Annotated in this window: 22 protein-coding genes, 1 tRNA gene and 1 pseudogene; 2 read left to right on the top strand and 22 right to left on the bottom strand. The window is 46.1% G+C overall.

Annotation, left to right across the window (positions count from 1 at the left end):
• Positions 1 to 185 precede the first annotated feature (185 nt).
• The 20 genes and pseudogenes from rpsO to GPK58_RS08905 all read right to left on the bottom strand — a co-directional run bounded on the left by rpsO (position 186) and on the right by GPK58_RS08905 (position 19888).
• Positions 186 to 452 (bottom strand): 30S ribosomal protein S15, encoded by a 267-nt coding sequence (gene rpsO, locus GPK58_RS08995; RefSeq protein WP_015525801.1) that lies wholly within the window; start codon positions 450 to 452, stop codon positions 186 to 188.
• Between the two features lie 155 nt (positions 453 to 607).
• Positions 608 to 1507 (bottom strand): bifunctional riboflavin kinase/FAD synthetase, encoded by a 900-nt coding sequence (locus tag GPK58_RS08990; protein ID WP_015525800.1) that lies wholly within the window; start codon positions 1505 to 1507, stop codon positions 608 to 610.
• A gap of 34 nt (positions 1508 to 1541) precedes the next feature.
• Positions 1542 to 2432 (bottom strand): tRNA pseudouridine(55) synthase TruB, encoded by an 891-nt coding sequence (gene truB / locus GPK58_RS08985; RefSeq protein ID WP_059085251.1) that lies wholly within the window; start codon positions 2430 to 2432, stop codon positions 1542 to 1544.
• 7 nt (positions 2433 to 2439) lie between these two features.
• Positions 2440 to 3396, bottom strand: coding sequence for a DHH family phosphoesterase (locus tag GPK58_RS08980; RefSeq protein WP_044961226.1), 957 nt, complete (start codon positions 3394 to 3396; stop codon positions 2440 to 2442).
• Positions 3397 to 3405: 9 nt separating this feature from the next.
• Positions 3406 to 3774: a 30S ribosome-binding factor RbfA gene (rbfA, locus tag GPK58_RS08975; protein WP_015525797.1), complete on the bottom strand. Its 369-nt coding sequence runs from the start codon at positions 3772 to 3774 to the stop codon at positions 3406 to 3408.
• A 12-nt stretch (positions 3775 to 3786) separates the two neighbouring features.
• Complete coding sequence (infB, locus tag GPK58_RS08970; protein ID WP_092069354.1) at positions 3787 to 6480, bottom strand: translation initiation factor IF-2; 2694 nt, start codon at positions 6478 to 6480, stop codon at positions 3787 to 3789.
• Positions 6481 to 6522: 42 nt separating this feature from the next.
• Positions 6523 to 6840, bottom strand: coding sequence for a L7Ae/L30e/S12e/Gadd45 family ribosomal protein (locus GPK58_RS08965; protein ID WP_021650310.1), 318 nt, complete (start codon positions 6838 to 6840; stop codon positions 6523 to 6525).
• Positions 6827 to 7105 (bottom strand): RNase P modulator RnpM, encoded by a 279-nt coding sequence (gene rnpM, locus GPK58_RS08960; protein WP_015525795.1) that lies wholly within the window; start codon positions 7103 to 7105, stop codon positions 6827 to 6829. Before rnpM ends, GPK58_RS08965 begins: the two co-directional genes overlap by 14 nt.
• A complete protein-coding gene (gene nusA, locus GPK58_RS08955) occupies positions 7105 to 8298 on the bottom strand; it encodes a transcription termination factor NusA (RefSeq protein WP_015525794.1) in 1194 nt (397 codons plus the stop codon). Before nusA ends, rnpM begins: the two co-directional genes overlap by 1 nt.
• A gap of 41 nt (positions 8299 to 8339) precedes the next feature.
• Positions 8340 to 8804 carry a ribosome maturation factor RimP gene (gene rimP / locus GPK58_RS08950; RefSeq protein ID WP_021650312.1) on the bottom strand — a complete coding sequence of 155 codons (465 nt, stop codon included), beginning with the start codon at positions 8802 to 8804 and terminating at the stop codon, positions 8340 to 8342.
• Positions 8805 to 8975: 171 nt separating this feature from the next.
• Positions 8976 to 9416, bottom strand: a complete 441-nt coding sequence (locus tag GPK58_RS08945; protein ID WP_021650313.1) for a hypothetical protein — start codon at positions 9414 to 9416, stop codon at positions 8976 to 8978.
• Positions 9400 to 9867, bottom strand: a complete 468-nt coding sequence (locus GPK58_RS08940; RefSeq protein ID WP_021650314.1) for a DUF3990 domain-containing protein — start codon at positions 9865 to 9867, stop codon at positions 9400 to 9402. The genes GPK58_RS08945 and GPK58_RS08940 overlap by 17 nt, the downstream gene beginning before the upstream one ends.
• Positions 9868 to 9973: 106 nt before the next feature.
• Positions 9974 to 10144, bottom strand: a pseudogene (locus tag GPK58_RS13350) (ABC transporter ATP-binding protein); the annotation flags it as partial.
• 51 nt (positions 10145 to 10195) lie between these two features.
• On the bottom strand, positions 10196 to 10912 hold the full coding sequence (locus tag GPK58_RS08935) for a metal-dependent transcriptional regulator (RefSeq protein WP_173775694.1): 717 nt from the start codon (positions 10910 to 10912) through the stop codon (positions 10196 to 10198).
• A 168-nt stretch (positions 10913 to 11080) separates the two neighbouring features.
• Positions 11081 to 11491: an HI0074 family nucleotidyltransferase substrate-binding subunit gene (locus tag GPK58_RS08930; RefSeq protein WP_022426615.1), complete on the bottom strand. Its 411-nt coding sequence runs from the start codon at positions 11489 to 11491 to the stop codon at positions 11081 to 11083.
• The gene (locus tag GPK58_RS08925; RefSeq protein WP_021650318.1) at positions 11478 to 11768 is read right to left on the bottom strand and encodes a nucleotidyltransferase family protein; all 291 of its coding nucleotides are present in this window, start codon (positions 11766 to 11768) and stop codon (positions 11478 to 11480) included. The genes GPK58_RS08930 and GPK58_RS08925 overlap by 14 nt, the downstream gene beginning before the upstream one ends.
• Before the next feature lie 74 nt (positions 11769 to 11842).
• Positions 11843 to 14089, bottom strand: coding sequence for a DNA gyrase/topoisomerase IV subunit A (locus GPK58_RS08920; protein WP_215638533.1), 2247 nt, complete (start codon positions 14087 to 14089; stop codon positions 11843 to 11845).
• A 15-nt stretch (positions 14090 to 14104) separates the two neighbouring features.
• A complete protein-coding gene (locus GPK58_RS08915; RefSeq protein WP_022426613.1) occupies positions 14105 to 16030 on the bottom strand; it encodes a DNA gyrase/topoisomerase IV subunit B in 1926 nt (641 codons plus the stop codon).
• A 287-nt stretch (positions 16031 to 16317) separates the two neighbouring features.
• Positions 16318 to 18222 carry a GGDEF domain-containing phosphodiesterase gene (locus GPK58_RS08910; protein ID WP_215638532.1) on the bottom strand — a complete coding sequence of 635 codons (1905 nt, stop codon included), beginning with the start codon at positions 18220 to 18222 and terminating at the stop codon, positions 16318 to 16320.
• On the bottom strand, positions 18209 to 19888 hold the full coding sequence (locus GPK58_RS08905) for a GGDEF domain-containing protein (protein ID WP_215638531.1): 1680 nt from the start codon (positions 19886 to 19888) through the stop codon (positions 18209 to 18211). The genes GPK58_RS08910 and GPK58_RS08905 overlap by 14 nt, the downstream gene beginning before the upstream one ends.
• A 213-nt stretch (positions 19889 to 20101) precedes the next feature.
• Between GPK58_RS08905 and GPK58_RS08900 the strand changes: the two genes are divergently transcribed.
• Positions 20102 to 20173, top strand: a tRNA-Glu gene (locus GPK58_RS08900).
• A gap of 215 nt (positions 20174 to 20388) precedes the next feature.
• Positions 20389 to 21552 (top strand): ComEC/Rec2 family competence protein, encoded by a 1164-nt coding sequence (locus GPK58_RS08895; RefSeq protein WP_215638530.1) that lies wholly within the window; start codon positions 20389 to 20391, stop codon positions 21550 to 21552.
• A gap of 127 nt (positions 21553 to 21679) precedes the next feature.
• On the opposite strand, the gene GPK58_RS08890 is transcribed toward GPK58_RS08895, so the two are convergent.
• Both GPK58_RS08890 and GPK58_RS08885 read right to left on the bottom strand, forming a co-directional pair.
• The gene (locus tag GPK58_RS08890) at positions 21680 to 23833 is read right to left on the bottom strand and encodes an RNA degradosome polyphosphate kinase (RefSeq protein ID WP_021650326.1); all 2154 of its coding nucleotides are present in this window, start codon (positions 23831 to 23833) and stop codon (positions 21680 to 21682) included.
• 16 nt (positions 23834 to 23849) lie between these two features.
• Positions 23850 to 25385 (bottom strand): Ppx/GppA phosphatase family protein, encoded by a 1536-nt coding sequence (locus GPK58_RS08885; RefSeq protein WP_215638529.1) that lies wholly within the window; start codon positions 25383 to 25385, stop codon positions 23850 to 23852.
• Positions 25386 to 25407: the final 22 nt, after the last annotated feature.

Below are 25407 nucleotides of genomic sequence, written 5' to 3'. Positions count from 1 at the left end.
TTTCTTATTATATTAATATCTGACAGGAGCCCGAAACAACTGAAAAGACCACTTCCTTTGAAAAAGATCTCGACCGGAAATGGGCTTTTCAGTAGTCTCGGAAATCACTCCTGCGGTAATTCCGTCTGTGTTTATCACACATGTTAAAATGGGGCGGATGGAATCATCCGCCCCTCCCGTAGCAATTATTTTCTTAAACCTAATTTCTCAATCAGTGCACGGTATCTTTCGATGTCTGTTTTCTTAAGATAAGCAAGAAGGCCACGTCTCTGACCTACCATTTTCAGAAGACCTCTTCTGGAATGATGATCTTTGTGGTGTGTTTTAAGATGCTCTGTGAGCTCCTGGATTCTTGCTGTAAGAACTGCAACCTGAACCTCCGGTGAACCTGTGTCACCCTCTGTTCTTGCATACTCTTTCATGATCGCTGTTTTCTTTTCTTTAGAAATCATTATTGTTTCCTCCTTGAAATTTTAATTAAACGCCGGGTATTAAGAAGTGGTCGGAGTCTCCGGCTTCTGAATACTGGCTTTTTTCACCTCGAACAGTATAGCACACGGTTTCTGACCTGTAAACTGTTTTTTCGAAAAGTTTTTCCCGAAAGTTTTTATTTTTCGAGGCTGCGGAAATAAGCCTTTCCCTTTTCTGCATCCTTCAGGAGCTGCTGCTTCAGTGCTTCTATGGACGAAAAGCGCTTCTCCGGTCTGGAATAATGAAAGAATTCCACTCTGCAGGGCTCTCCGTACAGATCCTCTTCACAGTCAAAAAGATAGGTCTCAACACCCAGGAATTTCTCTCCTATGGTTGGTTTATATCCTACGTTTGTGATCCCGCAAAGGGTTCTGTCCTTAAAATGGGACACTGTATCATAAACGCCATTTGGCGGCATCAGCTTTTCTTTTGCAGGAACGATATTAGTAGTGGGAAGAAGGACCTTATGTCCCATTCCTCTTCCATGTTCGATCACACCGTCCACAAAAAAGGGGATTCCCAGCAGATCATTAACCTTTTCCATATTTCCCTTTTTCAGTTCCTCACGGATAAATGTACTGCTGATCTTTCTGCGGCCTTCCATTTCTTTCGGAACAACATCCACAGTAAAGCCAAGCTTCCTTCCCATAGTCTCCAGAAGCTGTGGTGTTCCCTTGCGTTCATACCCGAACCTGAAATCTTCTCCCACTGCAACATGCTCCGCCTGAAGATCTCCCACCAGGATCTCTTTAACAAAGGTTTCTGCCTTCATATGACGGATCCGGTTATCCAGCGGACATTCGATCAGCACATCCACGCCTGCTTTCTCAAGAAGCTGACATCGTTCCTCTTTTGTAAAGATCATCTGACTGCCGATGCCAAGAGAAAAAAGGACTGTCTGCAGACCTTTTTCTTTCTGTTCCAGGATCTTCTCCACCAGTTTCTGGTGTCCACGGTGTATGCCGTCAAATTTTCCAAGTGTCACCGCACTCTTTGAAAGGCGCGGAAATTCTCCGTCGATCTTCAAGTATTCCATATCTTCTGCTGCTCCTGCAAGTTTTTATAAAATGTCATACAAAAAACATGCGGATGGGTACGTATTTCTGTTTTCTTTCATCCCAGCCGTATATTCCTGTGAAATTTCCGCTGCTTTTATACATCCGGACTTTTTCTTCCCTGCTGCCTCCCTGTACCAGTTCTTCCGGAAGCGGGTTTCCGTTATTGAGAAGTCTGTCTCCCTCCGGTGTACAGGTAAGGACCGGATACATGGAAAGTACATCCTCGATGGAAACAAGCTTTTCCCCGATGGTCCCATCGGCAACCGCCTCCTCCACCTGGGAAAGTGTCATGCTCTCTTCCAGAGTGAAATTTCCGGACCTGGTCCGAAGCAGCTCTTCCATGGCTCCGCCGCAGCCTAATTTTTCTCCGATGTCATTGCAAAGTGTACGGATATAGGTGCCCTTGCTACAGGTAACGCTTATGCGTACCAGCGGAAGCTCCATATCCAGTATCCTTATCTCATAAAAAACCACAGGGCGCGGCTTACGCTCTATGGTTTTTCCTTCTCTGGCCAGTTCGTAAAGCTTCTTTCCGTTTACCTTCAGAGCCGAATACATAGGAGGGATCTGCAGCTGTTCTCCCACAAAGGATCCCACTGCCTCACGGACTTCCTCTTCCGTGACGGTCACAGGTTTCTCAGAAAGAACAGCTCCGGTCATGTCCTGGGTATCTGTGGAAACTCCCAGCCTTAAAACCGCCTCATATGTTTTTTCTTTTTCTGTAAGAAGCTCCACCAGCCGGGTCCCCTTGCCCAGTGCAACAGGAAGTACTCCCTCTGCTGCCGGATCCAGAGTCCCGGTATGGCCGATCTTTTTCATGTGGAGAATCCCACGCAGCTTTGCAACAACATCATGAGAGGTATAACCTTTTTCCTTTCGGATCACAAGTATTCCGTCCATGATCTTATCTTTACTCCTCTGCAAGCTGTTTTTCAATTTCAGCGGTAAGGTTGTTGATCACATCGTACATGGAGCCCTGCATATCACAGCCGGCTGCACGCACATGTCCGCCGCCTCCGAAAAATACGGCAATCTTGCTTACATCCACCTTACCATTGGAACGGAGAGATACTTTAAAGAGTTGCGTCTGCATCTCATAGATAAAGATCGCAACCTCCACACCAGCAGTCAGACGGAGCTGGCTCACGATTCCCTCCAGATCCTTTCCTTCCACACTGTAGAAATCCATCTCCCGTTTTTTCAGATATCCGACCACACACTTACCGCCCTGAAGGAGAATACTCTCTGCCAGGACACGTCCCATGACCTGATTCTGAAGATATGTTTTCTGGTAAAAGGACTCATCGATGATCCTGCTGAAATCAAATCCTGTTTTCATCAGTTCTCCGGCGATCCTCATGGTTTCCGGTGTTGTGGAAGAATACTGGAACACGCCGGTATCATGTGCCATTCCGGTATAAATAGGAACCGCAATGGAACGATCGATCTTGTCTGAATCCAGAAGTCCGTAAAGAACTTCGCTGGCAGAGCTGATCTCGCCTCTTACATGATTGACATCCGCAAATCCGTTATTGCTCACATGATGATCAATGCAGGCTGTTTTTTTTGCTGCATCGAAATATTTCCGGGCAACAGCAAGCCTGTCCAGTGCGCTGACATCACAGGTGATAAAAAGATCATACACCTTATCTTCTTCTGCTTCTGTCTTAACCTCATCCATTCTGTCAATGTAATCAAATACAGGTTTCCGGTCTTCCAGATAAACATCTGCTTTTATATCAGGAAAATATTTCCGGATATAGAGATACAGAGCCATACAGGAACCAATGCAGTCCCCATCCGGACGGATGTGACCGCCAATGCCAACGGTTTTTACATTTTCCAGTATTTCTGAAATGTTTTTCATTTTTTCCACCTATTCCTCTGTTTCCATCCCACTCATTACGTCATTGATCTTCTTTGACATATTTACACCATATTCAATAGACTCATCCAGAACAAAACGGATCTCCGGTGTATTGCGGAGATTCAGTCTTCTGGCCAGTTCTCTCCGAACATAGCCCTCTGCATTCTTTAAGCCCCGGAGGGTGGAATCCTTGGCCTGTTTCTCGCCCAGCACACTGATGTAAGCTTTGCAGGTCTTAAGATCCGGTGCCACCTCAACAGCTGTCACAGAAGTCATCGGATGAATTCTGGGGTCCTTGATCTCGCTGTGTATGATGGTGCTGAGTTCTTTTTGAACTGCACCATTCACACGTGTATTTTTAATGCTGTTTTTTCTCATTACGAATCACTCCTATCTTGGTACCTCTACCATGATATATGCTTCGACTTTATCTTCTTCTTTGACATCATTAAAGTCATTAAATACAAGACCACACTCATATCCGGCACGAACTTCCTTGACATCATCCTTAAATCTCTTCAGGGATGCAAGCTCACCCTCGAAGATCTGGTCCTCACCTCGTGTGATACGAACCTTACAGTTACGCTGGAATGTACCATCCAGCACATAGCTTCCTGCGATGGTTCCGACACCGGATGCCTTGAACAGCTGACGAACTTCTGCGTGACCGATAACCTTCTCCTCGAATACAGGATCCAGCATACCCTTCATAGCTGCCTCTACATCCTCGATCGCCTGATAAATGACTTTATAAAGTCGAAGGTCAACGCCCTCCTGCTCAGCAAGCTGTTTTGCTGTAGTATCCGGACGTACGTTAAAGCCGATGATGATCGCATTGGATGTTGCAGCAAGGCTGACATCAGACTCATTGATGGCACCTACACCACCATGGATCACCTTAACGATAACTTCCTCGTTGGAAAGCTTGGTAAGGCTCTGTTTAACAGCCTCAACAGATCCCTGTACATCGGCCTTGACGATGATCGGAAGCTCCTTAAGATCGCTGGCCTGGATCTGGTCAAACAGGTTATCCAGAGAAAGCTTGCCTTTGGTCTCCTCGAGAAGACGGCTCTTGTTCTCTGTAACGAATGCGCCTGCAAAGTTCTTGGCTTCTTTATCGCTCTCAAAGGACATCAGGATCTCACCTGCATTAGGAACATCACCAAGTCCGAGGATCTCAACCGGAGTAGACGGACCTGCCTCTTTTACACGACGTCCCTTATCATCCATCATTGCACGTACCTTACCATTGCATGCACCTGCGGCAATAAAGTCTCCCACATGAAGAGTACCCTTCTGAACAAGGATGGTAGCAACCGGTCCTTTACCTTTATCAAGCTGAGCCTCAATAACAAGACCTCTTGCCTCACGGTTCGGATTGGCTTTGAGCTCGGAAACCTCAGCAGTAAGAAGGATCATCTCAAGAAGATTCTCAATTCCTTCTCCTGTATGTGCGGATACCGGAACAAAGATGGTGCTTCCGCCCCAGTCCTCAGGAATCAGTTCATACTCGGAAAGCTCCTGTTTTACACGCTCTACATTTGCACTTGGTTTATCGATCTTATTGATGGCAACGATGATCTCAACACCGGCTGCCTTTGCATGGCTGATCGCCTCTACTGTCTGCGGCATTACACCATCGTCTGCGGCAACGACCAGAACTGCGATATCTGTTGCGTTGGCACCACGCATACGCATAGCTGTGAACGCCTCATGTCCCGGTGTATCCAGGAATGTGATCTTCTGGCCTTTGATATTTACCACGTAAGCACCGATGTGCTGTGTGATTCCGCCGGCCTCGCCTCTGGTTACGTTTGTATTACGGATGGCATCCAGAAGAGATGTTTTACCATGGTCAACGTGACCCATAACACAGACTACCGGAGGTCTCGGAACCATATCATCCTCATCCTCTTCGTCCTCTTTGAGGAGCTCTGCGATCACATCCACCTTTTCTTCCTTCTCAGCAATGATATCAAAGCCAAGTGCGATCTCCTCTGCCTTTTCAAAATCGATCTCCTGGTTTACGGTTACCATGACACCTTCCATGAAAAGCTTCTTAACGATCACTGACGGCTGCATCTTCATCGCGTCCGCAAGCTCACGGATAGTAAGCTTCTCCGGAATGGTGATCTCCTTGATCTCCGGTTTCTTCTCTTCCTGCTTCGGCTGTGGATTCGGTTTCTGAAGTGCTTTCGGGATTCTGGAATTCGGTCTGCGTCCGCCCTGATTTGGTCTGCGTCCGCCCTGGGTACCTTTCTCGAATTCTTTCTTCTTGTTCTTATTCTCTCTGTCACGCTCACGCTTGCTGTCCTTGGATGTCTTGGTCAGCTCCGGAGTGAATACAGCATCTGAAGAGCCACCGCTTCTTCTCTGTCCCGGACGCTGTCCGCCGCCCTGGCCACCACGGTTTGCTCCGCTGAAACGGTTGTCTCCGCTTCTTCCGCCTTCGGAACGTCCGCCCTGGCCTCCCTGGCCACGGTTTGCTCCACCGCCGAAACGATTTCCTCCGTCTCTTCTTCCTTCAAAGCTTCCGCCCTGACCTCCCTGGCCACGGTTTGCTCCACCGCCGAAACGGCTTCCGCCTCTTCCGTCATTCTGACGTGGGCCTCTGTTTCCCTCGCCCTGTCTTGCCGGACGTCCCTCACCATTCTGGGAACGGTTTCCGCCAAAACGATTTCCGCCGTCTCTTCTTCCCTCGAAGGTTCTTCCGTCACGATTTCCGTCTCTTCTTCCTTCCGGACGGTTGCCCTGCGGTCTTCCGCCCTGAGTACGATTCTGACCACTCTGACCGTTTCTCTGCTCACCGGACTCACCATTTCTTGTGTTTGCTCCTGCGCTTCTCTGACCGCCGTTCTGTGGACGTGCCGGTCCCTTTCTCTCGCCTGCTGCCGGTTTTCTTCTTCCTTTACCGCCATCGCTGGCATTCTGTGCATGAAATACACGGATGATATTTTTTTTCTTTTTCGGTGCTTCAGATTTGTTACCCTCTGTATTCACCGTTGTTGTCTTTTCTTCTGTTTTTGGAGTATCCAATTGTCTATATTGCTCCTTTCCCGATCTGTTGAATTTATCTTTTATCATTTCTATCGTCAAACCTCCTTACAGACGCCTGTATCATGCAGGTTATCTGCCGGATTCTTTTTCCAGCGCCTTCATGATCGCCTTTGCAAAATTTTCGTCCTGCACGGCAAGGCTGGCACGGAATTCTTTGCCCATTGCTCTGCCCAGGCTCTCTTTGTCTGAAAGGAAATATAACGGAACTTCATAATAGGTACACATATTCCGAAATTTCTTTTTTGTATTTTCGGAGGCATCATCTGCCACCAGTGCCAGGAAACCTTTTCCTGTTTTTACGGATTTCTCTGTGGAAAATTCTCCGCTCACTGTTTTTCCTGCTTTTGTCGCAAGTCCGATGAGTGATAAAACCTTATTGTTTTTCAATTGATCCAAACTCCTTTTTGAGGTTCTGATACACTTCATCCGGAACTGCCATTTTCAAGGAACGCTCCAGGCCATGGTTTTTGATAGCCTTTTCCAGGCATTCCTCTGAGAAACAAAGGTATGCGCCGCGTCCGTTTTTCTTACCTGTAGCGTCCAGGATGATCTCATTCTCTGATGTCCTGAGAACTCGTATCATTTCCTTTTTGCTTTTCATTTCCCTGCAGCCGGTACACTGACGCATGGGAATCTTGGTTCTCGTTTTCATTATTCTTCGGCATCTCCATCTGCTGTTTCTTCAGCTTCTGTTTCTGTCTCTTCTGTATCTTCCTCTACTTCTTCAAGCTCTTCGGAAACAGCCTCTTCTGTCATTTCTTCCTCTGCTTCCTCGTGTTCCTCATCGTAATCATCGTAGAAGTCACCGGACTCTCTTGCCTGTGTCTCGCTCTTGATGTCGATCTTGAAGCCTGTAAGTCTTGCAGCAAGACGTGCGTTCTGTCCTTCCTTACCGATAGCAAGGGAAAGCTGGTAATCCGGAACTACGACCAGTGCGGTCTTCTCATCCGGGTCAGCCATAACTGCGATAACCTTTGCAGGGCTTAATGCATTCTCAATAAGGATCGCCGGGTTCTCATCCCAGTTGATGATATCGATCTTCTCACCGTGAAGCTCGTTAACAACTGCCCCTACACGTGCACCGTTCATACCAACGCATGCTCCCACAGCATCTACATCCGGATCGTTGCTCCATACAGCGATCTTGGTACGGGAGCCTGCCTCACGGGCAATGCTCTTGATCTCAACGGTACCGTCTCTTACCTCTGCAACCTCGGACTCGAAAAGTCTCTTTACAAGACCGGGATGTGTTCTGGAAACCAGGATACGCGGTCCCTTCGGTGTATCCTTAACTTCAAGAATGTAAACTTTTACTCGCTCAGTTGGCTGGAAGGTCTCACCCTTTACCTGTTCGTTCTCTGTAAGTACTGCGTCTGCCTTACCAAGGTTGATGCTGACATTTTTGCCCATTACTCTCTGAACAATACCGGTTACCACTTCTTTTTCGATTCCATAGTACTGATCGTAAAGAACTTTACGCTCTTCCTCACGGATTTTCTGAAGAATGACATTCTTTGCATTCTGGGTTGCGATACGTCCGAATTCCTTGGACTGGATCTCAACCTTCATAACATCACCGATCTCTGCGTTCGTGTTTGTTTTCTGTGCATCCACCAGAGAAATCTCCAGCGCCGGATCCTCCACATGCTCTACAACAGTTCTGTCAGCGTAAACACTGAAGTCACAGGTCTCCGGATCGATCATAACGTGAACGTTATCTGCCTTTCCGAAATGGTTCTTACATGCCTGGATCAGTGACTGCTCAATTGCCTCCAGCAGTGTATCCTTACTGATGTTTTTCTCTTTTTCGAGAACGTCCAGCGCATCTCTTAAATCTCTGCTCATTTTTCTTTTTTCCTCCTGAATTTTACAGATTCGATTCTCTTTTAGAATTCGATCGCGAGACGAATCAGGGCAATATCTTTTTTATCAAAGGTACGTTCTGTGCCGTCTTCATCGATTGTCACACTGTTACTATCATATGCATTTAAAATACCGCAGAATTCTTTCTGTTTCTCGATGGGCCGGTAGGTACGGATCTCCACCAGCTTGCCAAGGCTTCTCTTAAAGTCTTTTTCTTTTTTAAGAGGCCGGTCAAGTCCCGGAGAACTGATCTCCATAATGTAGCTGTCCTCGATGAAATCCTGCTCATCCAGTATATCGCTGAATGCACGGCTTACGTCCTCGCAGTCATTGACTGTGATTCCGCCCGGCTTGTCGATATAGCCTCTGAGATACCAGGTTCCGGCTTCCTTGACATACTCCACGTCTACCAGCTCAAAGCCCCTGGACTCCACGATTGGTGTAAGGATCGCCTCTGTCTTCTGTTCATATTCTTCCCGTCTGCTCATGCTTCCCACCTGCCTTTCCTATTTCTGCCTATTTCTGAACAAATTCCTTCTCAGCAAATAGGAGCGGGCTCTCGCCCACTCCTATGCCAACAAGTTCTTAGTTTCGTTCATTGTAACACCAATGTCTTTTAAATGCAAGTATTAATTGCGATTTGAATTTTTGTTTATCTTTTACAGGATTTCTCCCGCTTTATAGCATGCTGCTATATAATCTCTCGGCTGATAATAAAAATCTGTATTATAGTCCGAAATATGTGCATCAATCCAGGAATGATAAATATCCCATATTCCTTTTTCGATTTCCGCATCATCATATATGTCTTCTATTAATCGCTCATATACTTCTCCAATATCCCAGTAATCCGGAACCGTATATCTGCACATGGATACATTGTCAAATTTTCCTTCTGGAATATTGCATTGCTCCATAAACTCTGCTGCAACTTTTTGTATTGGCTCACAGTGAAATACATCCGCATAATCGTATATTCTCTTTATGTTTTCTCTGCCAAGATAATCTGTGATTTCCCGCCGATGTTGTTTTCTGTTTCGTCCTATATACTCAATCAGGCTACAGGTAAAAAATAAATTGTTATTATTTTTTTTCGCCATATACGACCTCACTTCCTGCAAATTCCAAAGTATCCAATGCCGAAACTGTATGAAAACTGATCTGATGTGTGGGGTACTTAAATTTTACCAGTTCCCAGAAAGCAGATCTTGAGATCTTACCATCCAGATAGTTTTGCAGGTAATTGTAGATCGTATCATCTGCCATCGGTCCTTCCACAATATCATACTGATGTGCTTGTCCACTTCGACAGGAAATAATAAAGTCCAGCCATTCTTCTGTCATTTTCTCAAATCTAAGAATTTTTAATTCTGTATTTTCTATATACTCGTACCTGTTAATGTATCCCTTTTCTCCATACCTTGTCGCCCACCGTTCTGCCTGTTTTTCGATGTTCGTACAATAGAAGCCAAAGTAGAAATCTTTGTTAAATCGAGCTTTTCTGATTTCCGGATACTCTACTATATCTTTACTTCCATGATATAAAGTCATATGCACTCCTTTTCAGATTGGACTTAACACAATAGTTTCCTGGAGCTATTATAACAAATGTGTATCGAAAATCGCAATATATTTTACTCTCACAAGAGCATCTATATCACGACACTCTCCCATTCTCCATCTCATACACCACATCCGCTACTTTCATCGTAGAAGTTCTGTGTGACACCAGCACGACGGTACGGTTGGCTTTATCTTCCTTCAGGGATTTCAGGATGATGCCTTCGTTCAGGGAATCCAGATTGGAGGTTGGCTCGTCCAGAAGAAGGCTACCAGCGCGGTTCCTTCCACTACGGGGTCCTGATGCCGGATAAAGTATTCAAAAACGCCGGTTGGGATCCGGGGATTTCCGTTTTCTTCTTCGGCTTTTACCCAGCCGGTTTCTGGGTCCACATACCAGAGAACAGTTTTTTTCCTCCGGTGCTGTGCAGAACAGTTCAAAATAGCTGTCCTCTTTTTTTACATGAAGGCGGATCTGTTCTTTATAATTCTTAAATTCACCGGCCAGTCTTCTTGGACAGGTTATTTCCATGTAGTAGATTCTCATGAGAAAGGAGTATTCCCCCGGCTCATAGCGGTATCTGAGGTCTGTGTTCCGAAGAGCATGCTCAAAGGTGCTTCCGTAATTTACAAAATTGCAGATCTGCTGCACGGTCTCATCGCTTACCACGTGCTCCATGCGGCAGGCATCTTCTTCTGCAATGCGGCTTTCTACTCCTACATATTCCAGAAGCTGGGTGAAGGTTTCATGGCGGTGGCGGCATTCCTCGCCCCGGATCCGTCCCAGCTCTGTGGGGCAGACGCAGATGTTTTTTTCTTCGATTTTTACGTAGCCCTGGGCGGTCAACTGTTTCAGACAGGCCAGAACCTCCCGTCTGCTCATCTTCATCCGCCCGCAAATCTCGGAGATTCCGATCAGGGCGTCCTTTTTTGCAAGAGAGCAAAGCTCCTCCAGTATGTCTTCCTCGATTTCTCTTTTGGATAAGGGTATGCTGTGGCCCAGCTCTTCTGTGGATTCATATGTTATTTTTGTCATTGTTTTTTTCTGAACCTGTTTTATATTTGCGGCTGTGTTAGTTCAGTCTAACTCATTATAAAAGATGGCTCATATTTCTGTCAAGAGGGCAAAAAAATCCCCACCGGTCGGGTTAATTGTACCTGATCGGTGGGAAGTATATATTCTGTAAAATTGTATTCTCTTTATTTACGTCCAGTCGCTCTCCGCTTCTGCCAGCTTCTCCCTCAATGTTTTCTCAAGAGCCACAAAAGCCGGAATAAAGCTGTCGCGGATGAGCAGGATCATCTCATCTACTTCCTGCTCATTATATATATGGACAGATGTGTTACGCTTTTTCAGCATGAGCAGCCACACTGCTGAATCGTTTACGAAGCCCAGCTTATAGCCAAGCTGCAGGATTTCTCTCGGTGAACCGGTGTCTGCTCCTTCTGCCCCGTGGAGTCGCAGGATCTCCTGAAGAGCTTTCCAGGCAAGCTCGAAAGTCAGGTTGAACTGTCCGATCACGCCGGTTCTGTAAATATCGTTGTTATCCGCAAGTTTGAAATCTGCATTTCTTAATATAGTAAGACAATTAGAAAAATTATCAAGCTTTTTCATAGATCACAACTCCATCCTTTTTAATTTCTTTTTTGAGTTCTTCGGAAATTGAAGCATCTGCATTAATTACATCAAACATCAGAAGTGAATGGATATTTTCTTTGATATCCCAGTAAAAGGAATCAAAATCTCCTCCATATACAGCAATATCTACATCACTTCTTTCTGTATTGTTTCCTCTTGCACGGGACCCAAAGAGGATGATCTTTCTGACAGAATGTTTTGTGGCAAATGAAAATAGTTCTCTTATAACTCTTTCCGGAAGATCATATCGCATTTTTAACGCCTCCCATTTTCATATAACCCTATCATATCCTATCTGCCAGTTATCCGCAATCCTCTTCGCGTCTTTTATACCCTCGGCTTCACACCCTTCGTATCTCTCTTAGCCAGCTTAACTTTATTCAGCACATACGGCTTATCATGATATTCAATGGCATATTCCTGGCGGCTTTCCAGGAGATAAGCGTGGTGGATCCGGTCTTCACCGGTAAGCTTCATGCCGCGGACACCCATAGCGTTTTTCTTAGTGACGGAGATCTCGGTTTTCATGATACGGAGAAAGTAACCCTTTTCAGACTGGAACACAACCTGATCCATCTCATCGGCTGCTCCTACGAATACCAGGCGGTCATCCTCTGCAAGCTTGGTGGAAACAATGGTACGCTTGGAAGCACGGAACTCTTCTCCTTTTACCAGCTTGCACATGCCGTTCTCTGTAACAAAGAGCACTGTGGAGGCTACTACCTGACTCAGCGGTGCCACATAAAGAATCTGCTCGGAAGTACTGTCATAATTACCCAGATTATCTGCCGGAACACCTTTATCACGGAAACGTACCAGCGGGATATCCTCTGCCTTCACGGTGTGGAGCTTGCCGGTATCTGTAAAGATACAGATCTTGTCCGTATTCATGCAGGTAAAGACATAACGGCTCTCTGCATGAGCGGCATCCTTATTACGCTCGTAGGCATTCTTGTCAATGAGACGCATATATCCGAAACGATCCATCAGGAAGCAGACTTCGGTCTCTTCCATCTTCTTCTCCTCATAAACAGCTTCCTCTGCGTTTTCAATGGAAGTCTTACGCTTACTGCCGTATTCCTTCTTGATCTGATCCAGTTCACCCATGATCACTGCTGCCATGGAGTCATAATTATTCAGGATATCCTCATAAGCAGCAATGTTCTTCATGGTTTCCTCATGCTCCTTCATCAGAGCATCGATCTCCAGACCGATCAGCTTGTAAAGACGCATGTCCAGAATAGCTGCGGCCTGTTTTTCTGTGAATTTCAGGGTTTTTGCCGCTTTTTCGGAGGTCTTGGTCTTGAATTTAATCCCTTCTGTGATACCATCGGTCAGGCATTTCTTTACCTGGTCACGGCTCTTGCTGCCACGGAGGATCTCGATGATCAGATCAATGACATCGCAGGCTTTGATAAGGCCTTCCTGGATCTCCCGTTTCTCCTGTTCCTTGGCAAGAAGGGTTGTATATTTTCTGGAATTTACTTCAAATACAAAGTCCACATGGTGAGCAATGATCTGCTTCAGTCCCAGTGTTTCCGGTCTTCCGTCTGCAACTGCCAGCATGTTGACACCGAAGGTATCCTCCAGTCGGGTCTTCTTATAGAGCATGTTGGTAAGGTTCTCCACGTCTGCATCGCGCTTCAGTTCCAGAACGATACGGATCCCCTCTTTGGAGGACTGGTTGGAAATATCCACGATATCTGTGGTCTTCTTGGTCTCTACCAGGGTTGCGATATCATTAAGGAATTTTCCGATGTTTGCACCGATCATGGTGTAAGGAATCTCTGTGATCACCAGCTGCTGGCGACCGCCCTTCAGCTTCTCTATTTCCACCCGTCCACGGATACGGAGCTTACCTGTTCCAGATTCATAGATCTTTACAAGGTCGTCCTTATTTACTACGATACCACCTGTCGGAAAATCCGGGCCCTTGAGATAACGCATCAGCCCACGGGTGCTGATATCATTATTCTTCATGTATGCCTTCACAGCATCCACCACTTCGCCCAGGTTATGCGGCGGGATACTGGTAGCCATACCAACGGCGATTCCGTCTGCTCCGTTTACAAGGAGATTTGGGATACGCACCGGAAGTACTACCGGCTCCTTCTCTGTTTCATCAAAGTTCGGCATGAAGTCCACAACGTTCTTATCAAGGTCTTCCAGAAAAACCTCCTGGGTCAGCTTCTCCAGGCGGGCCTCTGTGTATCGCATGGCTGCGGCTCCGTCGCCTTCAATGGAACCAAAGTTTCCATGTCCGTCCACCAGTGTACGACCCTTTTTAAATTCCTGCGCCATGACTACAAGCGCATCATAAATGGAGCTGTCACCGTGGGGATGATATTTACCCATAGTATCTCCTACGATACGGGCACATTTACGGTACGGGCGGTCGTAACGGATGCCAAGCTCATACATATCGTAAAGGGTACGGCGCTGTACCGGCTTCAGTCCGTCACGTACATCCGGCAGTGCTCTGGAAATGATAACGCTCATGGCGTAATCGATATATGATTTCTGCATGATCTCCGCATAATCGGTGCGGATGATATTGTCCTGTTTCGTATTCATAGTTTATTCTCCCAATCAAATATCCAGCTCTGCATCTGTTGCATGCTCATAGATAAAGGCCTTACGTGGCGGAACATCGCTTCCCATCAGGATCTCTGTCACATCGGAGGCCATGCGGGCATCTTCGATCTCCACACGCTTCATCATTCTTGTCTCAGGGTTCAGGGTAGTCTCCCAGAGCTGCTGGGCGTCCATCTCACCGAGACCTTTGTATCTCTGGAGCGTGAAGCTTCCCGGTTTATGGCTCTTACGGTATTTCTCAAGAGCCTTGTCATCGTAGAGATATTCCTCCTGCCCCTTCTTCGGCATTACCTTATAAAGAGGTGGCATGGCAATATACACATGTCCCTCATAGATAAGCTCCGGCATAAAACGGTAAAACAAGGTCAGAAGCAGAGTAGAGATATGAGCACCATCCACATCCGCATCGGCCATGATCACGATCTTGTCATAACGAAGCTTCGTGATATCAAAATCATTTCCGTAGCCTTCGGAAAAGCCGCAGCCAAAGGCATTGATCATAGTCTTGATCTCTGCGTTGGCCAGCACCTTGTCGATGGTAGCCTTCTCTACGTTGAGGATCTTACCGCGGATTGGAAGGATCGCCTGATAGTTACGATCTCTGGCTGTCTTGGCCGAACCGCCGGCGGAATCTCCCTCTACGATAAAGATCTCACACAGTGACGGATCCTTTTTCTCACAGTTGGCCAGCTTGCCGTTGGAATCAAAAGAGTATTTCTGTTTGGTGAGAAGGTTTGTCTTGGCACGCTCCTCGGTCTTACGGATCTTGGCCGCCTTTTCCGCACAGGAAAGGACGATCTTCAGTGTTTCCAGATTTCGGTCAAAAAACAGTACCAGCTGTTCTCCTGCTACCTTGCCGGTGGCTCTGGATGCGTCCTGGTTATCCAGCTTGGTCTTGGTCTGTCCCTCAAAGCGGGGTGCCGGATGTTTGATGGAGACTACAGCAGTCATTCCGTTTCGGATATCTGCACCTGTAAAATTGGGGTCTTTATCCTTCAGTACACCGATCTCACGTGCGTAGGTGTTCATTACCGTTGTGAATGTAGTCTTAAATCCGGTCAGATGAGTTCCTCCCTCTGCATTGTAGATATTATTGCAGAATCCGAGAACGTTCTCACGGAACTCATTGGTAAACTGAAAAGCAACCTCCACCTGGATCCCGTCTGCCTCTCCTTTAAAATAAACCGGATCATGGAGAGGCTGTGCATTCTTGTTAAGGTCACGGATAAAGCCTACGATTCCCTCCGGCTCATGATACTCGATATCCTCAGGAGTGTCCCCTCTTCGATCCTCAAAATGGATGGTAAGCTCCGGATTCAGATAGGCAGTCTCATGAAGACGGCTCTTTACATCCGCTGCTCCAAATCTTGTTTTCTCAAAAATCTCCGGATCCGGAAGGAAATTCACACAGGTTCCGGTACCTCTGGTCTTCCCTAATTTGGGGAGAAGTCCTGCTTCCAGTTCAATGGTAGGGATTCCTCTCTCATAGTGGTCATGATGTATATAGCCATCACGGCTGATCTTAATATCCAGATACGTAGATAATGCGTTCACTACGGAAGAACCTACACCATGAAGTCCGCCGCTTGTCTTATATGCGGAATTGTCAAACTTACCGCCTGCATGAAGGGTTGTAAAAACAAGACGCTCCGCAGATATTCCCTTGGCATGCATATCCACCGGGATCCCTCGTCCATTATCCTCTACTGTACAGGAACCGTCCTTCTCAAGAACTACATGGATACGGCTGCAGTACCCTGCAAGGTGCTCATCCACCGCATTGTCTACGATCTCATATATCAGATGGTTCAGTCCCTTTCTGGATACGCTTCCGATATACATACCGGGGCGCTTTCGCACGGCCTCGAGGCCCTCCAGGACAGAGATACTGCCCGCATCATAAGTGTCTTTTTTTGCCATTCCACTGATTCCTTTCTTTTTTATATTCGAACATTTGTTTGTATTATACTCAAAATATATGTACTTGTAAAGTCCACATGATCATCTTTTTTCTGCAATTTTTCCAAAAGATACGCGTGGCAGTTCAAGGAACCGATCTTCTGAAAAATCGCTTTCTTCAGCCGCCACAGCCTATCTATTCTATCAAAAGTATCTGTAAACTTCAAGCAATTTGTGTCTGTCTGAATACAACAGGCGGAAAACCCTGCTTTTTATGAAAGCATGTTTTCCGCCTGTTTCTGATCATTTCAGGAAATTTTTTCCAGAAGCTTCTCCTCGCACAGGGGCCTGGAAAAATAATATCCCTGTATCATATCCACACCCCATTTTTCCAGAAGCTTTACCTCCTTTTCGGTCTCAGCGCCTTCTGCGATCACCTTATATCCCATATGCTGCAGGATCATGACAATGCTGCGATAAAAGGTAGCCGTCTGAGGATCGCTGCTGACCCCGGACAAAAGAGAACGGTCCATTTTTACTGCTGAAAACGGGATGCGAAGAACTGCGTTCAGATTTGCATAACCGGAACCGAAATCATCCAGGCACATGTGGATCCCCACTTCTGCAAAATCATCAATGGCTGTGCAGAAGCTTTCGCTGTATTCGGTTGCCACGTTTTCCGTGATCTCAAACTGAAAATATCCCGGATCTAATCCATACCCCTGTATGATCCCGATAAGCACATGGCTGTATCCGGGTTTCATCAATTCGGAAGGAGAAAGATTGAATTTCACATTCCGGATCTTCTTCATGATATATTCATGTTCTTTTATAAAACGGCAGACCTTGTGAAGCTGAAGACAACCCACTGCAGAGATCATTCCCTGTTTTTCCGCGATCCCGATAAACACATCCGGCGGGATCATTCCCAGAACAGGATGTTTCAGCCGGCTCAGTGCCTCCAGAGTAATAAAATCCTGGTTTTTTATAGAATATACCGGCTGATAATATACTTCAAACAGATCCTCTTTCACAGCCTTCTGAAGAAAATGCTCCACTTCCTGCTCATAGCGGAAGCCCTCCAGGATCTTGCTGTCCGACTGGATCAGGACCGTATCCTGACGGTTCTGTATCAGAGAGATCATATATTCAATATAAGAAAGAATACTATCCTCTTTTTCCAGTTTTTCCGCATTCATGATCCCGCAGATCGCAGCATGGAACGACACCTTTTCGTTTTCGATAAAAAACGGCTTTTTCAGAAATTCTTCTATGCCGTCTCTGGCTTTTTCATAATCTGTCAGCGAGTCCAGCACTGCCAGAAAGCAATTGCCTGTGATACGAAAGATCTGCACTGAATCCGTGATCTCCCGAAATCCCTTCGCCGCCCGGATCAGCAGCTGATCTCCCACTCTGGTACCGTAGATCCGGTTGATCTGCTTCATATTGCGGGCATCCACAGCAAGCAGATGAAAGCTTTCTTTTCGATAGAGCTTTTCTCCGATCCATTTGTCAAAATACTGTTTGTCAAATAAACCTGTCATACTGTCCGTATATTCACCTGGATTGTTCATAGTAAGATAGATCAGCCAAAGTCCTACAGAAAGTCCGAAGCCGGTAAGCAGTATTCTTTCCGCGGCAATCTGGAGAAACAGGCAGGCTGCTTCGATAAACCAAAATCTCCATATGGTGCGCCGTATTTCTTTTTCTGCTGTTTTTCCATAAAGTAACATAAATGCAACGATTACCAGCATAAAAAAGAATACATATCCATAGAGCAGAAAATGAAAACTTCCCCGGATAAATCTACCTTCCTGGTCAAAATAAAAAAGCCATCCCGTCCGTAAGTTTGCTGTAACTGCCAGCAGCATTGCAGCCGGCAGGACCATCCAGCCGGTTTTCAGCCATTTATACTTCTCCTTCTGTCTTCCGGTGATGATCCGAATGTAGCAGAAAAGCCCATAGGTAAGTATGACATCACAGAAATAATAGAGCGTCAGGACCAGCGCTGACATTCTGCAGCCTTCGCTGCTGCCGCCTCCCGCGATCACCGCACTCAGCATATCCAGCAGCACGTAAACGCCGCTGAAAGCCAGAAAACATACAAAATTCCTGTTTTCCGCATTGTTCAGTCTTTTATGAGAAAAATAATGTATCGCGATCATCGTCACCAAAACAAGGGATGTGATCTGAAAACAGTTAATATACTCCATTTTTCAAATCCCCCTTCTTTTTGTTCTCATAAAGCTTCCTGTCTGCCTCATATTTCCATTCTCCCATGGATTTCAGAGAGCCATCCTTATTTCGCAGATGGCTGCATCCCAGGGACAACGAAAAACGATGTCTGCATCCTCTCCCGATATTCCGGAGTTCTTCTTTCAGGCGTTCCGGCCAGAATTCGTCCGGTACTTCCGGATCATAGACCAGAACCGCAAATTCATCCCCGCCGATGCGGTAGCAGGTTCCTTTTTCCCGGAAAACGTTCTCCACACATCTGGCCGAGATCACCACCATCTCGTCTCCTGCAGCCCGTCCGTATTCTTCGTTGATCACGCGAAGCTGATCGATATCGATATACATAAGAAGGATATCCCGGTATCTGCCCATATCTGCGGAAATACTTTCCAGTTTTTTCTCAAAATTGGCTCTCGTCTCAAGTCCTGTCATCCCATCCTCTCTGGACAGTCGTTCGTAAGCCTGGGATTCCAGACGGTAACGGACGTTGTCTGCCATCATCATGACTGCGTCTGCAATGACCAGCACAAGAAACACAAGATTTCCCAATTCAAAAATGGATCCATAGTAGGAAATCTCGAACAGCCAGTACAGGATCAGCGCTATGATACCGCTTGCTCCCACGATGATATATGCAATGAGAAGCAAATGTATCTCACGCTGTTTATGCTTCCGGTACTCCCGGATCAGAAGTACCGCTGATATCAGGACCCACACAAACAGCAGGATATGTGTTACAAACAGCATATCCTTAAATTCAAAGGCTCCCAGGATCACCAGAACTCCCTGTAAAACAGCATTCAGATAAAATGTAAAGATTCCAAGATCCAGGAGCCTGTATTTTTTCATGTTTCCGATATTCTGCAAAAAACGCAGCATCGGAACTGCCAGCAGCATGAACATATAAAAAGAAATGAGACATAATACTTCGGGGCATCTGCTGTAGCTTTGTGCCAGTGATGAGTCCGTCACCAGCCAGATACTGCACATCATAAGGAACAGTGCCACATCCCGGAACCGTCTGTCCGGCATCTGCCTTATTCTCATATAGATGCAGATGCACAGGGCGATCATACTTAATACGATCATGATCGTTGCCGCCCCTAAAGGAATGGCTGCTTTTCTGATCTGATACCAGGCTATTGCACTTCCGGTTCCTATGCATACCGGCTCTATAACATATTTTCCTCTCTGAGGCGCAGAATAGCTGAACGTCAGGACTTTTCCCTCTGTGTCATTACCCAGAGCGGCGATGCACTGCACCTTGGAACGCATCTGCACATTTTTGGAAAACATGGCCTCCTTATATTCATACAGTATCTTTCCATTCAGGCGTATCACCAGATCGTACTGGGCTCCTGTAGAAACCACGGTCATTCCTCTGCTTTCCGCTCCCAGACTTTCATTGTACAGGATCAGCTTTTCACCTGTTTTTGCCGGAATTTCCGCGGGCAGGGTGATCTCCTGTTTTTTTCCGTCTTTAATGTAGTACCATCCTTTGTTAAGAAGCTGTACACTGTCCTGCTTCTGGATCAGCCCCCCTGTGTGGATTGCCGCAAAGATCGCGCCAAAAACCAGCAGTACCACAACAAAAAGAAAGGATTCTCCCTTCCATATCAAATTTTTCTTTTTTCTGTAATCCATACTCTTCCTCTTTATATTTTTTTATTCCATTTCGTTTTGTATCTATCATATCATCAATCGATTTTTCCGTCAAAAAAATTGTCAAAAAACAGGGTGAAAATTTTTTTCAAAAAAAGCAAAAAAGTGCTTGCATTTTGTAAGAAAGTATTATATACTAACGAAGTCGGTTGCGGGAAACAACAGAATTCAAGAGCAAACGACACAAATGAATATGGCCAGTTGGTCAAGGGGTTAAGACGCCGCCCTCTCACGGCGGAAACACGGGTTCGATTCCCGTACTGGCTATCAACTGAAAGCAGTTAGGATTTTTATTCTGACTGCTTTTTTGTCATTGTTATACTTCACTTTTTCCTGTTATCGCTATCAAACGTTGCTCTGAACATTGCATATAAAAATTTCGTTCTTCCTGTTTTCTGTATTTTCACATATATTATTTTGCATTTCTTTCTCTTCTGTTTTATAATTTCCCTGAAAATACTTAAGATAAGGGGCGACTTCTCATGCATCACAAACGTTCTTTTCGCAGAAAGCTGCAGACATTTTTTCTTTCTCTGCTGCTTGTTCTGCTAACAGTCGCAGGAGTTCCCTCTGCTGCTTACACAGCCGAGGCTGCTTCTGCTGACACAACAATGGCTGTACACTTTCTGGATGTAGGGCAGGGGCTTTCGATCCTGGTCCAGTCACAGGGGCAGAATCTCCTGTATGACGGCGGTGACCGAGGACATTCCAGTTTCGTGGTTTCCTATCTGCAGAAACAGAATATTTCCATCATTGACTATATGATCTCCTCCCATTATGACGAGGACCATGTGGCTGGTCTTGTAGGATGCCTAGACAGCTTTTCCGTAAAAAATGTGATCGGTGCAGATTATGTACAGGATACAAAGATCTATCAATCTTTTGAAAACAGTGTTGCCGCTCAGGGATTAACTGTGCAGCATCCGGAGCCCGGAACGGATTTTACTTTCGGAGGCGGGAAATTTACGGTGCTTTCTCCTCAATCGATCAGCAGCAACGATAACGACAATTCTGTTGCGATCCGGCTGGAAAACGGAAATAACCATTTTCTTTTTACCGGGGATGCAGAATCTGCCGGGGAGGAAGCGATCTGTGATCTGGGACTTGATCTTTCCTGCGATGTGATCGTTCCGGGACATCACGGTTCTGCCACTGCCACCACCTGGGATCTGCTCCAGCAGACTGTTCCGGAATATGCAGTGATCAGCTGCGGCGCCGGTAATTCCTACGGACATCCTCATAAGGATACCATGGATAAGCTTGCGGATATGGGAATACAGGTATTTCGTACTGATGAGCAGGGTACGGTGATCGCAGTCAGCGACGGAAGCAATATCCAGTGGAACCAGAGTCCCTGTAATGATTATTCTGCTGGAGATGAATCGGATACCGGCACACAGCCTTCCTCCGCTTATAAGGATTCCGGTGCGTCCGGCTATGGATCTTCTGATTCGGCTGCTGCAGATCCTCAGACCGGAGTGCAGGCCGATCCGGAGCCAGTGGGTGATATGGTCTGGATCTCCGCTACCGGAAGCAAGTACCACCGGATCCCTAACTGCGGAAATATGAATCCGGATAATGCCACAGAAATGACACGCTCCCAGGCCGAAGCTGCAGGGTATAAAGCCTGCAAGAAGTGTTATTAGAAACGCCCGCATGCTGTCAGGTTTTCTGAATATCATGCAGTATTGACATAATATGGATAATCTTTGAGAACATTATTTAAGGACAGCTGTATCATAAATTGATATGACAGGCTGTCCTTTTCTTTTACTATTTTATAATATCCTCCGCCGGTTCAGCCGGTACGAAAACTCTCTTCTTTTCTTTTTTCTCCTTTTTTGCTGCCTTGGCCCGCTCGGTAGCCTCCCTGCAGAATTCCATCTGGGAATTTATCAGCGTTTTGCCACGTTTGTCCTGCTTTTCATACAAACCGGAGGGCTGCAGGATATGTGCTTTTACATTGTCACGGAATTCCAGATCCAGCACATGCATGATCTCTTCCTTGATCCGCTCATCTTCCACAGGGAAAACAATCTCCACACGACGGTCAAGGTTACGTGGCATCCAGTCCGCACTTCCCATATAGATTTCATCGGAACCGCCATTGCGGAAATAGAAAATACGGCTGTGCTCCAGGAAATTACCGACGATCGAACGCACGTGGATATTTTCGCTGATACCCGGAATGCCCACCCTCAGGCAGCAGATGCCGCGGATCAGAAGATCGATCCTGACACCACAGGAAGAAGCATAATACAGCGCTGCAATGATCTCAGGGTCACACAGAGAATTCATCTTTGCCGCAATGTGAGCCTCTTCTCCCTTTTTCGCATGCTCCGCTTCTCTTTCGATCATTTTTACAAAACGGTCCTTCATCCAGATTGGTGCAACGATCAGGCGATTCCAGCGCTTCGGCTCGGAATATCCGGAAAGCATGTTGAACACAGCAGTTGCATCCTCTCCAAACCGTTCGTCACAGGTAAATATACCACAGTCTGTATAAAGCTTGGCTGTGGAATCGTTATAGTTTCCGGTTGCCAGATGCACATATCTGCGGATCCCGTTTTCTTCTCTTCTCACAACAAGAGTGATCTTACTGTGTGTTTTCAGGCCCACCAGACCATAGATCACATGACAGCCTGCCTTTTCCAGCATTTTTGCCCAGACGATATTGTTTTCCTCATCAAAACGCGCTTTCAGCTCTACAAGAACAGAAACCTGCTTGCCGTTTTCTGCGGCTTGAGCAAGTGCCGCAATGATGGGTGAATTGCCGCTGACGCGATACAGGGTCTGCTTGATTGCCAGTACATCCGGGTCCTTTGCCGCCTGACGCACGAAATCCACCACCGGATCAAAGCTCATATACGGATGATGCAGGAACACATCACCCTCCCTGATCACCTGAAAAATATCTTTATCATTCTGAAATGCAGGCACTGCTGCCGGTTTGTATTTCGGTTCCTTGAACTGATCGTATCCGTCAATACCATAAACCTTCATCAGCATGGTCAGATCCAGCGGTCCGTTGATAAAAAAGATATCATCTCCATGAACCTGAAACTCCATTTTCAGAATATCCAGAAGCCGCGGATCCATCTTATCTTCCACTTCCAGGCGGATCACCTCGCCCCACTGGCGCTTTTTCAGCTGTTTCTGGATCTCAACCAGAAGATCCTCTGCCTCATCCTCGTCAATAGGAAGATCCGCATTACGCATGATCCTGTACGGATGGGCACAGATCACATCATAGCTTAAGAACAGCTTGTCGATGTTGCGCTCAATGATCTGTTCCAGAAGTGTTACGGTTGTATGGCCTTTTTTCTCAGATGGAATGATCACTACTCTCGGAAGTACAGAAGGCACCTGTACAGTGGCAAAATCAATCTCTTCTTTTCCTTTTTTGGTATCTTTTTTGGAAAGAAGTGCTCCGATATTCAACGTTTTATTACGGATCAGAGGAAACGGTCTGGAAGAATCCATTGCCATTGGTGTCAGGACCGGATATACATTATCTTCAAAATACTGATCCACAAATTCTTTCTGCTTCTCGGAAAATGCCTCGTGCTCAAAGATCACATGAAGTCCTGCTTTTTCAAGTGCAGGGACCAGAGACCGGTTTAATGTACTGTACTGTACGTGAACAAGATCATGTGTCTGCCGGCTGATGGCTTTCAGCTGTTCCTTGGCTGTCATTCCTGCAATATCTGTTTTTTTGTACCCTGCATGAACCTGATCCTTCAGGGATGCAACACGGACCATATAAAATTCATCCAGATTGGATGAGGTGATACTCAAAAATTTCAGTCTCTCAAACAGAGGTAGATTTTTGTCTCTGGCTTCACTGAGCACACGATCATCAAATTTGATCCAGCTCAGTTCTCTGTTTACAAAATATTCCGGTTTGTCAAATTCCTTAAATTTCATACAAAAACCTCCTCCGTTATCTTCTTCCCTTCCGTCTCATTACAAGCCGGATTCCAAACACCTCTTCAAAAAATTCTTTTTTATCTTTCAGAAGCCCCAGCTCCAGAGAAACATCCCTTGCGGAATCCACCACCAGGTAAAGAATCCTGTCTTTTAAGGTTACATTAAGCGCTTTTACCTTCTGGTAATGGCTTCTGTCCATAGCATTGGCCAGACGGAGAATTGCGGTCAGCTTCGCAGTCAGGAGATAATTTTCCCTGCTCATGGATGTTTCACGGTTGATCTCTTCGTAGCAGCCGAATTCTCTGGTATTGTACCTTACCGCACTGGCGATCACCTGCCGCTCCTCTGTGGAAAGACCTATGATCTCCGTAGCCATGATGATCCGGTAAGAGCATTCTGCCACCTCACTCATACTGATATATTTTCCGCAGTCATGAAGAAGAACTGCGATCTGCAGAAGAAGCCGTTCACGTTTTCCCATGCCGTGGATCTTCCTTGTGCTGTCAAAAATATCCAGTGCCACATCAGTAGTTCCTGCAATGTGGTTCTTTCCGCTGGAATACCTTTTGGCAATGTTCCTGGATGCCACCAGGATATCATTTTCAAAATTGTGTACACTTTTCAGATATTTGTTTTTTTCCGCATAGTCATAGGCAATCCCGTCCAGAAGAGAAACACCCGGGATCCAGAGTGCTTCTGCCTGAAAGATTTCTATAAAATTTCGGATGATAACCATGTTCGGCACGATCAGAGACGCATATTCCGGTTCCAACTCCATGGATTCGGCAAGGTCATGATCAGACATGTTTACAATGGTCTCGTATTTCTTCAGGAATTCCTCCTTTGTGATGATATTCTCTCCGGATCTGTCCTGAAAAATCGTATCTGTGAGAAAATCTCCCATCAGGATCAGATTGGAGATTTCCTTGTCCTTAAGATAAAGACGTTGAAAGCTTATCAGATCATTTCGGATAAATTCCTCTATCAGCCGGTCATAATGTGGAGTTGTTTTCTCCAGTTCTTTCAGACGTTCGCGGATACGAAGACTTCCCATACGGATACTCTGGGTCAGCACCAGAGCATCTTTATCAAAGAGAGAGATCTGCAGATTTCCTCCTCCGATATCCAGGATCGCCGTACCCTTCTGAATAGCCTTTTTGAAGCCGGATTCAATGGCAGCAATGGATTTATATCCCAGAAAATGCTGTTCCGCATTACTCAGGATCTCTACCCGGATACCAGTTCTCTGATAGATCTGCTCCAGGATGATCACCGGATTTTTCAGCTCACGGAGAGAGCTTGTTGCACACGCACGCCAGCTTTCTACCCCAAATTCAGCCATCATGCGTTTAAAATCATTAAGGGTCTCGCAGAGCTCATCCACAGTCTCCATCTCTAGCCGTCCTGCAGCATAAGTTCCACGGCCCAGCTCCAGCTGGTAACGGACATCATTGATCTCCCGGAAGCCGATCCGCTTTGACATTTCAAAGATCTTCATACTGACTTCATAGGAGCCTATATCAATTGCTGCAAAGGTTGTCACCGCCATAGTTTTTCATCCTTTCCCCCAA

Origin of the sequence: Blautia sp. MCC270 (genome assembly GCF_018785605.1) — a bacterium.
Lineage (GTDB): Bacteria > Bacillota > Clostridia > Lachnospirales > Lachnospiraceae > Blautia_A > Blautia_A fusiformis.
The sequence above is the reverse complement of the archived record's forward strand: the minus strand, read 5'-3'. Positions and strand labels throughout refer to the sequence as shown.

Excerpts from the sequence above, each read along its gene's own strand:
- rpsO (WP_015525801.1), bottom strand. The coding sequence starts at position 452 with ATGATTTCTAAAGAAAAGAAAACAGCGATCATGAAAGAGTATGCAAGA.
- GPK58_RS08990 (WP_015525800.1), bottom strand. The coding sequence starts at position 1,507 with ATGGAATACTTGAAGATCGACGGAGAATTTCCGCGCCTTTCAAAGAGT.
- GPK58_RS08980 (WP_044961226.1), bottom strand. The coding sequence starts at position 3,396 with ATGAAAAACATTTCAGAAATACTGGAAAATGTAAAAACCGTTGGCATT.
- rbfA (WP_015525797.1), bottom strand. The coding sequence starts at position 3,774 with ATGAGAAAAAACAGCATTAAAAATACACGTGTGAATGGTGCAGTTCAA.
- infB (WP_092069354.1), bottom strand. The coding sequence starts at position 6,480 with ATGATAAAAGATAAATTCAACAGATCGGGAAAGGAGCAATATAGACAA.
- rnpM (WP_015525795.1), bottom strand. The coding sequence starts at position 7,105 with ATGAAAACGAGAACCAAGATTCCCATGCGTCAGTGTACCGGCTGCAGG.
- nusA (WP_015525794.1), bottom strand. The coding sequence starts at position 8,298 with ATGAGCAGAGATTTAAGAGATGCGCTGGACGTTCTCGAAAAAGAGAAA.
- rimP (WP_021650312.1), bottom strand. The coding sequence starts at position 8,804 with ATGAGCAGACGGGAAGAATATGAACAGAAGACAGAGGCGATCCTTACA.
- GPK58_RS08945 (WP_021650313.1), bottom strand. The coding sequence starts at position 9,416 with ATGGCGAAAAAAAATAATAACAATTTATTTTTTACCTGTAGCCTGATT.
- GPK58_RS08940 (WP_021650314.1), bottom strand. The coding sequence starts at position 9,867 with ATGACTTTATATCATGGAAGTAAAGATATAGTAGAGTATCCGGAAATC.
- GPK58_RS08935 (WP_173775694.1), bottom strand. The coding sequence starts at position 10,912 with ATGACAAAAATAACATATGAATCCACAGAAGAGCTGGGCCACAGCATA.
- GPK58_RS08930 (WP_022426615.1), bottom strand. The coding sequence starts at position 11,491 with ATGAAAAAGCTTGATAATTTTTCTAATTGTCTTACTATATTAAGAAAT.
- GPK58_RS08925 (WP_021650318.1), bottom strand. The coding sequence starts at position 11,768 with ATGCGATATGATCTTCCGGAAAGAGTTATAAGAGAACTATTTTCATTT.
- GPK58_RS08920 (WP_215638533.1), bottom strand. The coding sequence starts at position 14,089 with ATGAATACGAAACAGGACAATATCATCCGCACCGATTATGCGGAGATC.
- GPK58_RS08915 (WP_022426613.1), bottom strand. The coding sequence starts at position 16,030 with ATGGCAAAAAAAGACACTTATGATGCGGGCAGTATCTCTGTCCTGGAG.
- GPK58_RS08910 (WP_215638532.1), bottom strand. The coding sequence starts at position 18,222 with ATGGAGTATATTAACTGTTTTCAGATCACATCCCTTGTTTTGGTGACG.
- GPK58_RS08905 (WP_215638531.1), bottom strand. The coding sequence starts at position 19,888 with ATGGATTACAGAAAAAAGAAAAATTTGATATGGAAGGGAGAATCCTTT.
- GPK58_RS08895 (WP_215638530.1), top strand. The coding sequence starts at position 20,389 with ATGCATCACAAACGTTCTTTTCGCAGAAAGCTGCAGACATTTTTTCTT.
- GPK58_RS08890 (WP_021650326.1), bottom strand. The coding sequence starts at position 23,833 with ATGAAATTTAAGGAATTTGACAAACCGGAATATTTTGTAAACAGAGAA.
- GPK58_RS08885 (WP_215638529.1), bottom strand. The coding sequence starts at position 25,385 with ATGGCGGTGACAACCTTTGCAGCAATTGATATAGGCTCCTATGAAGTC.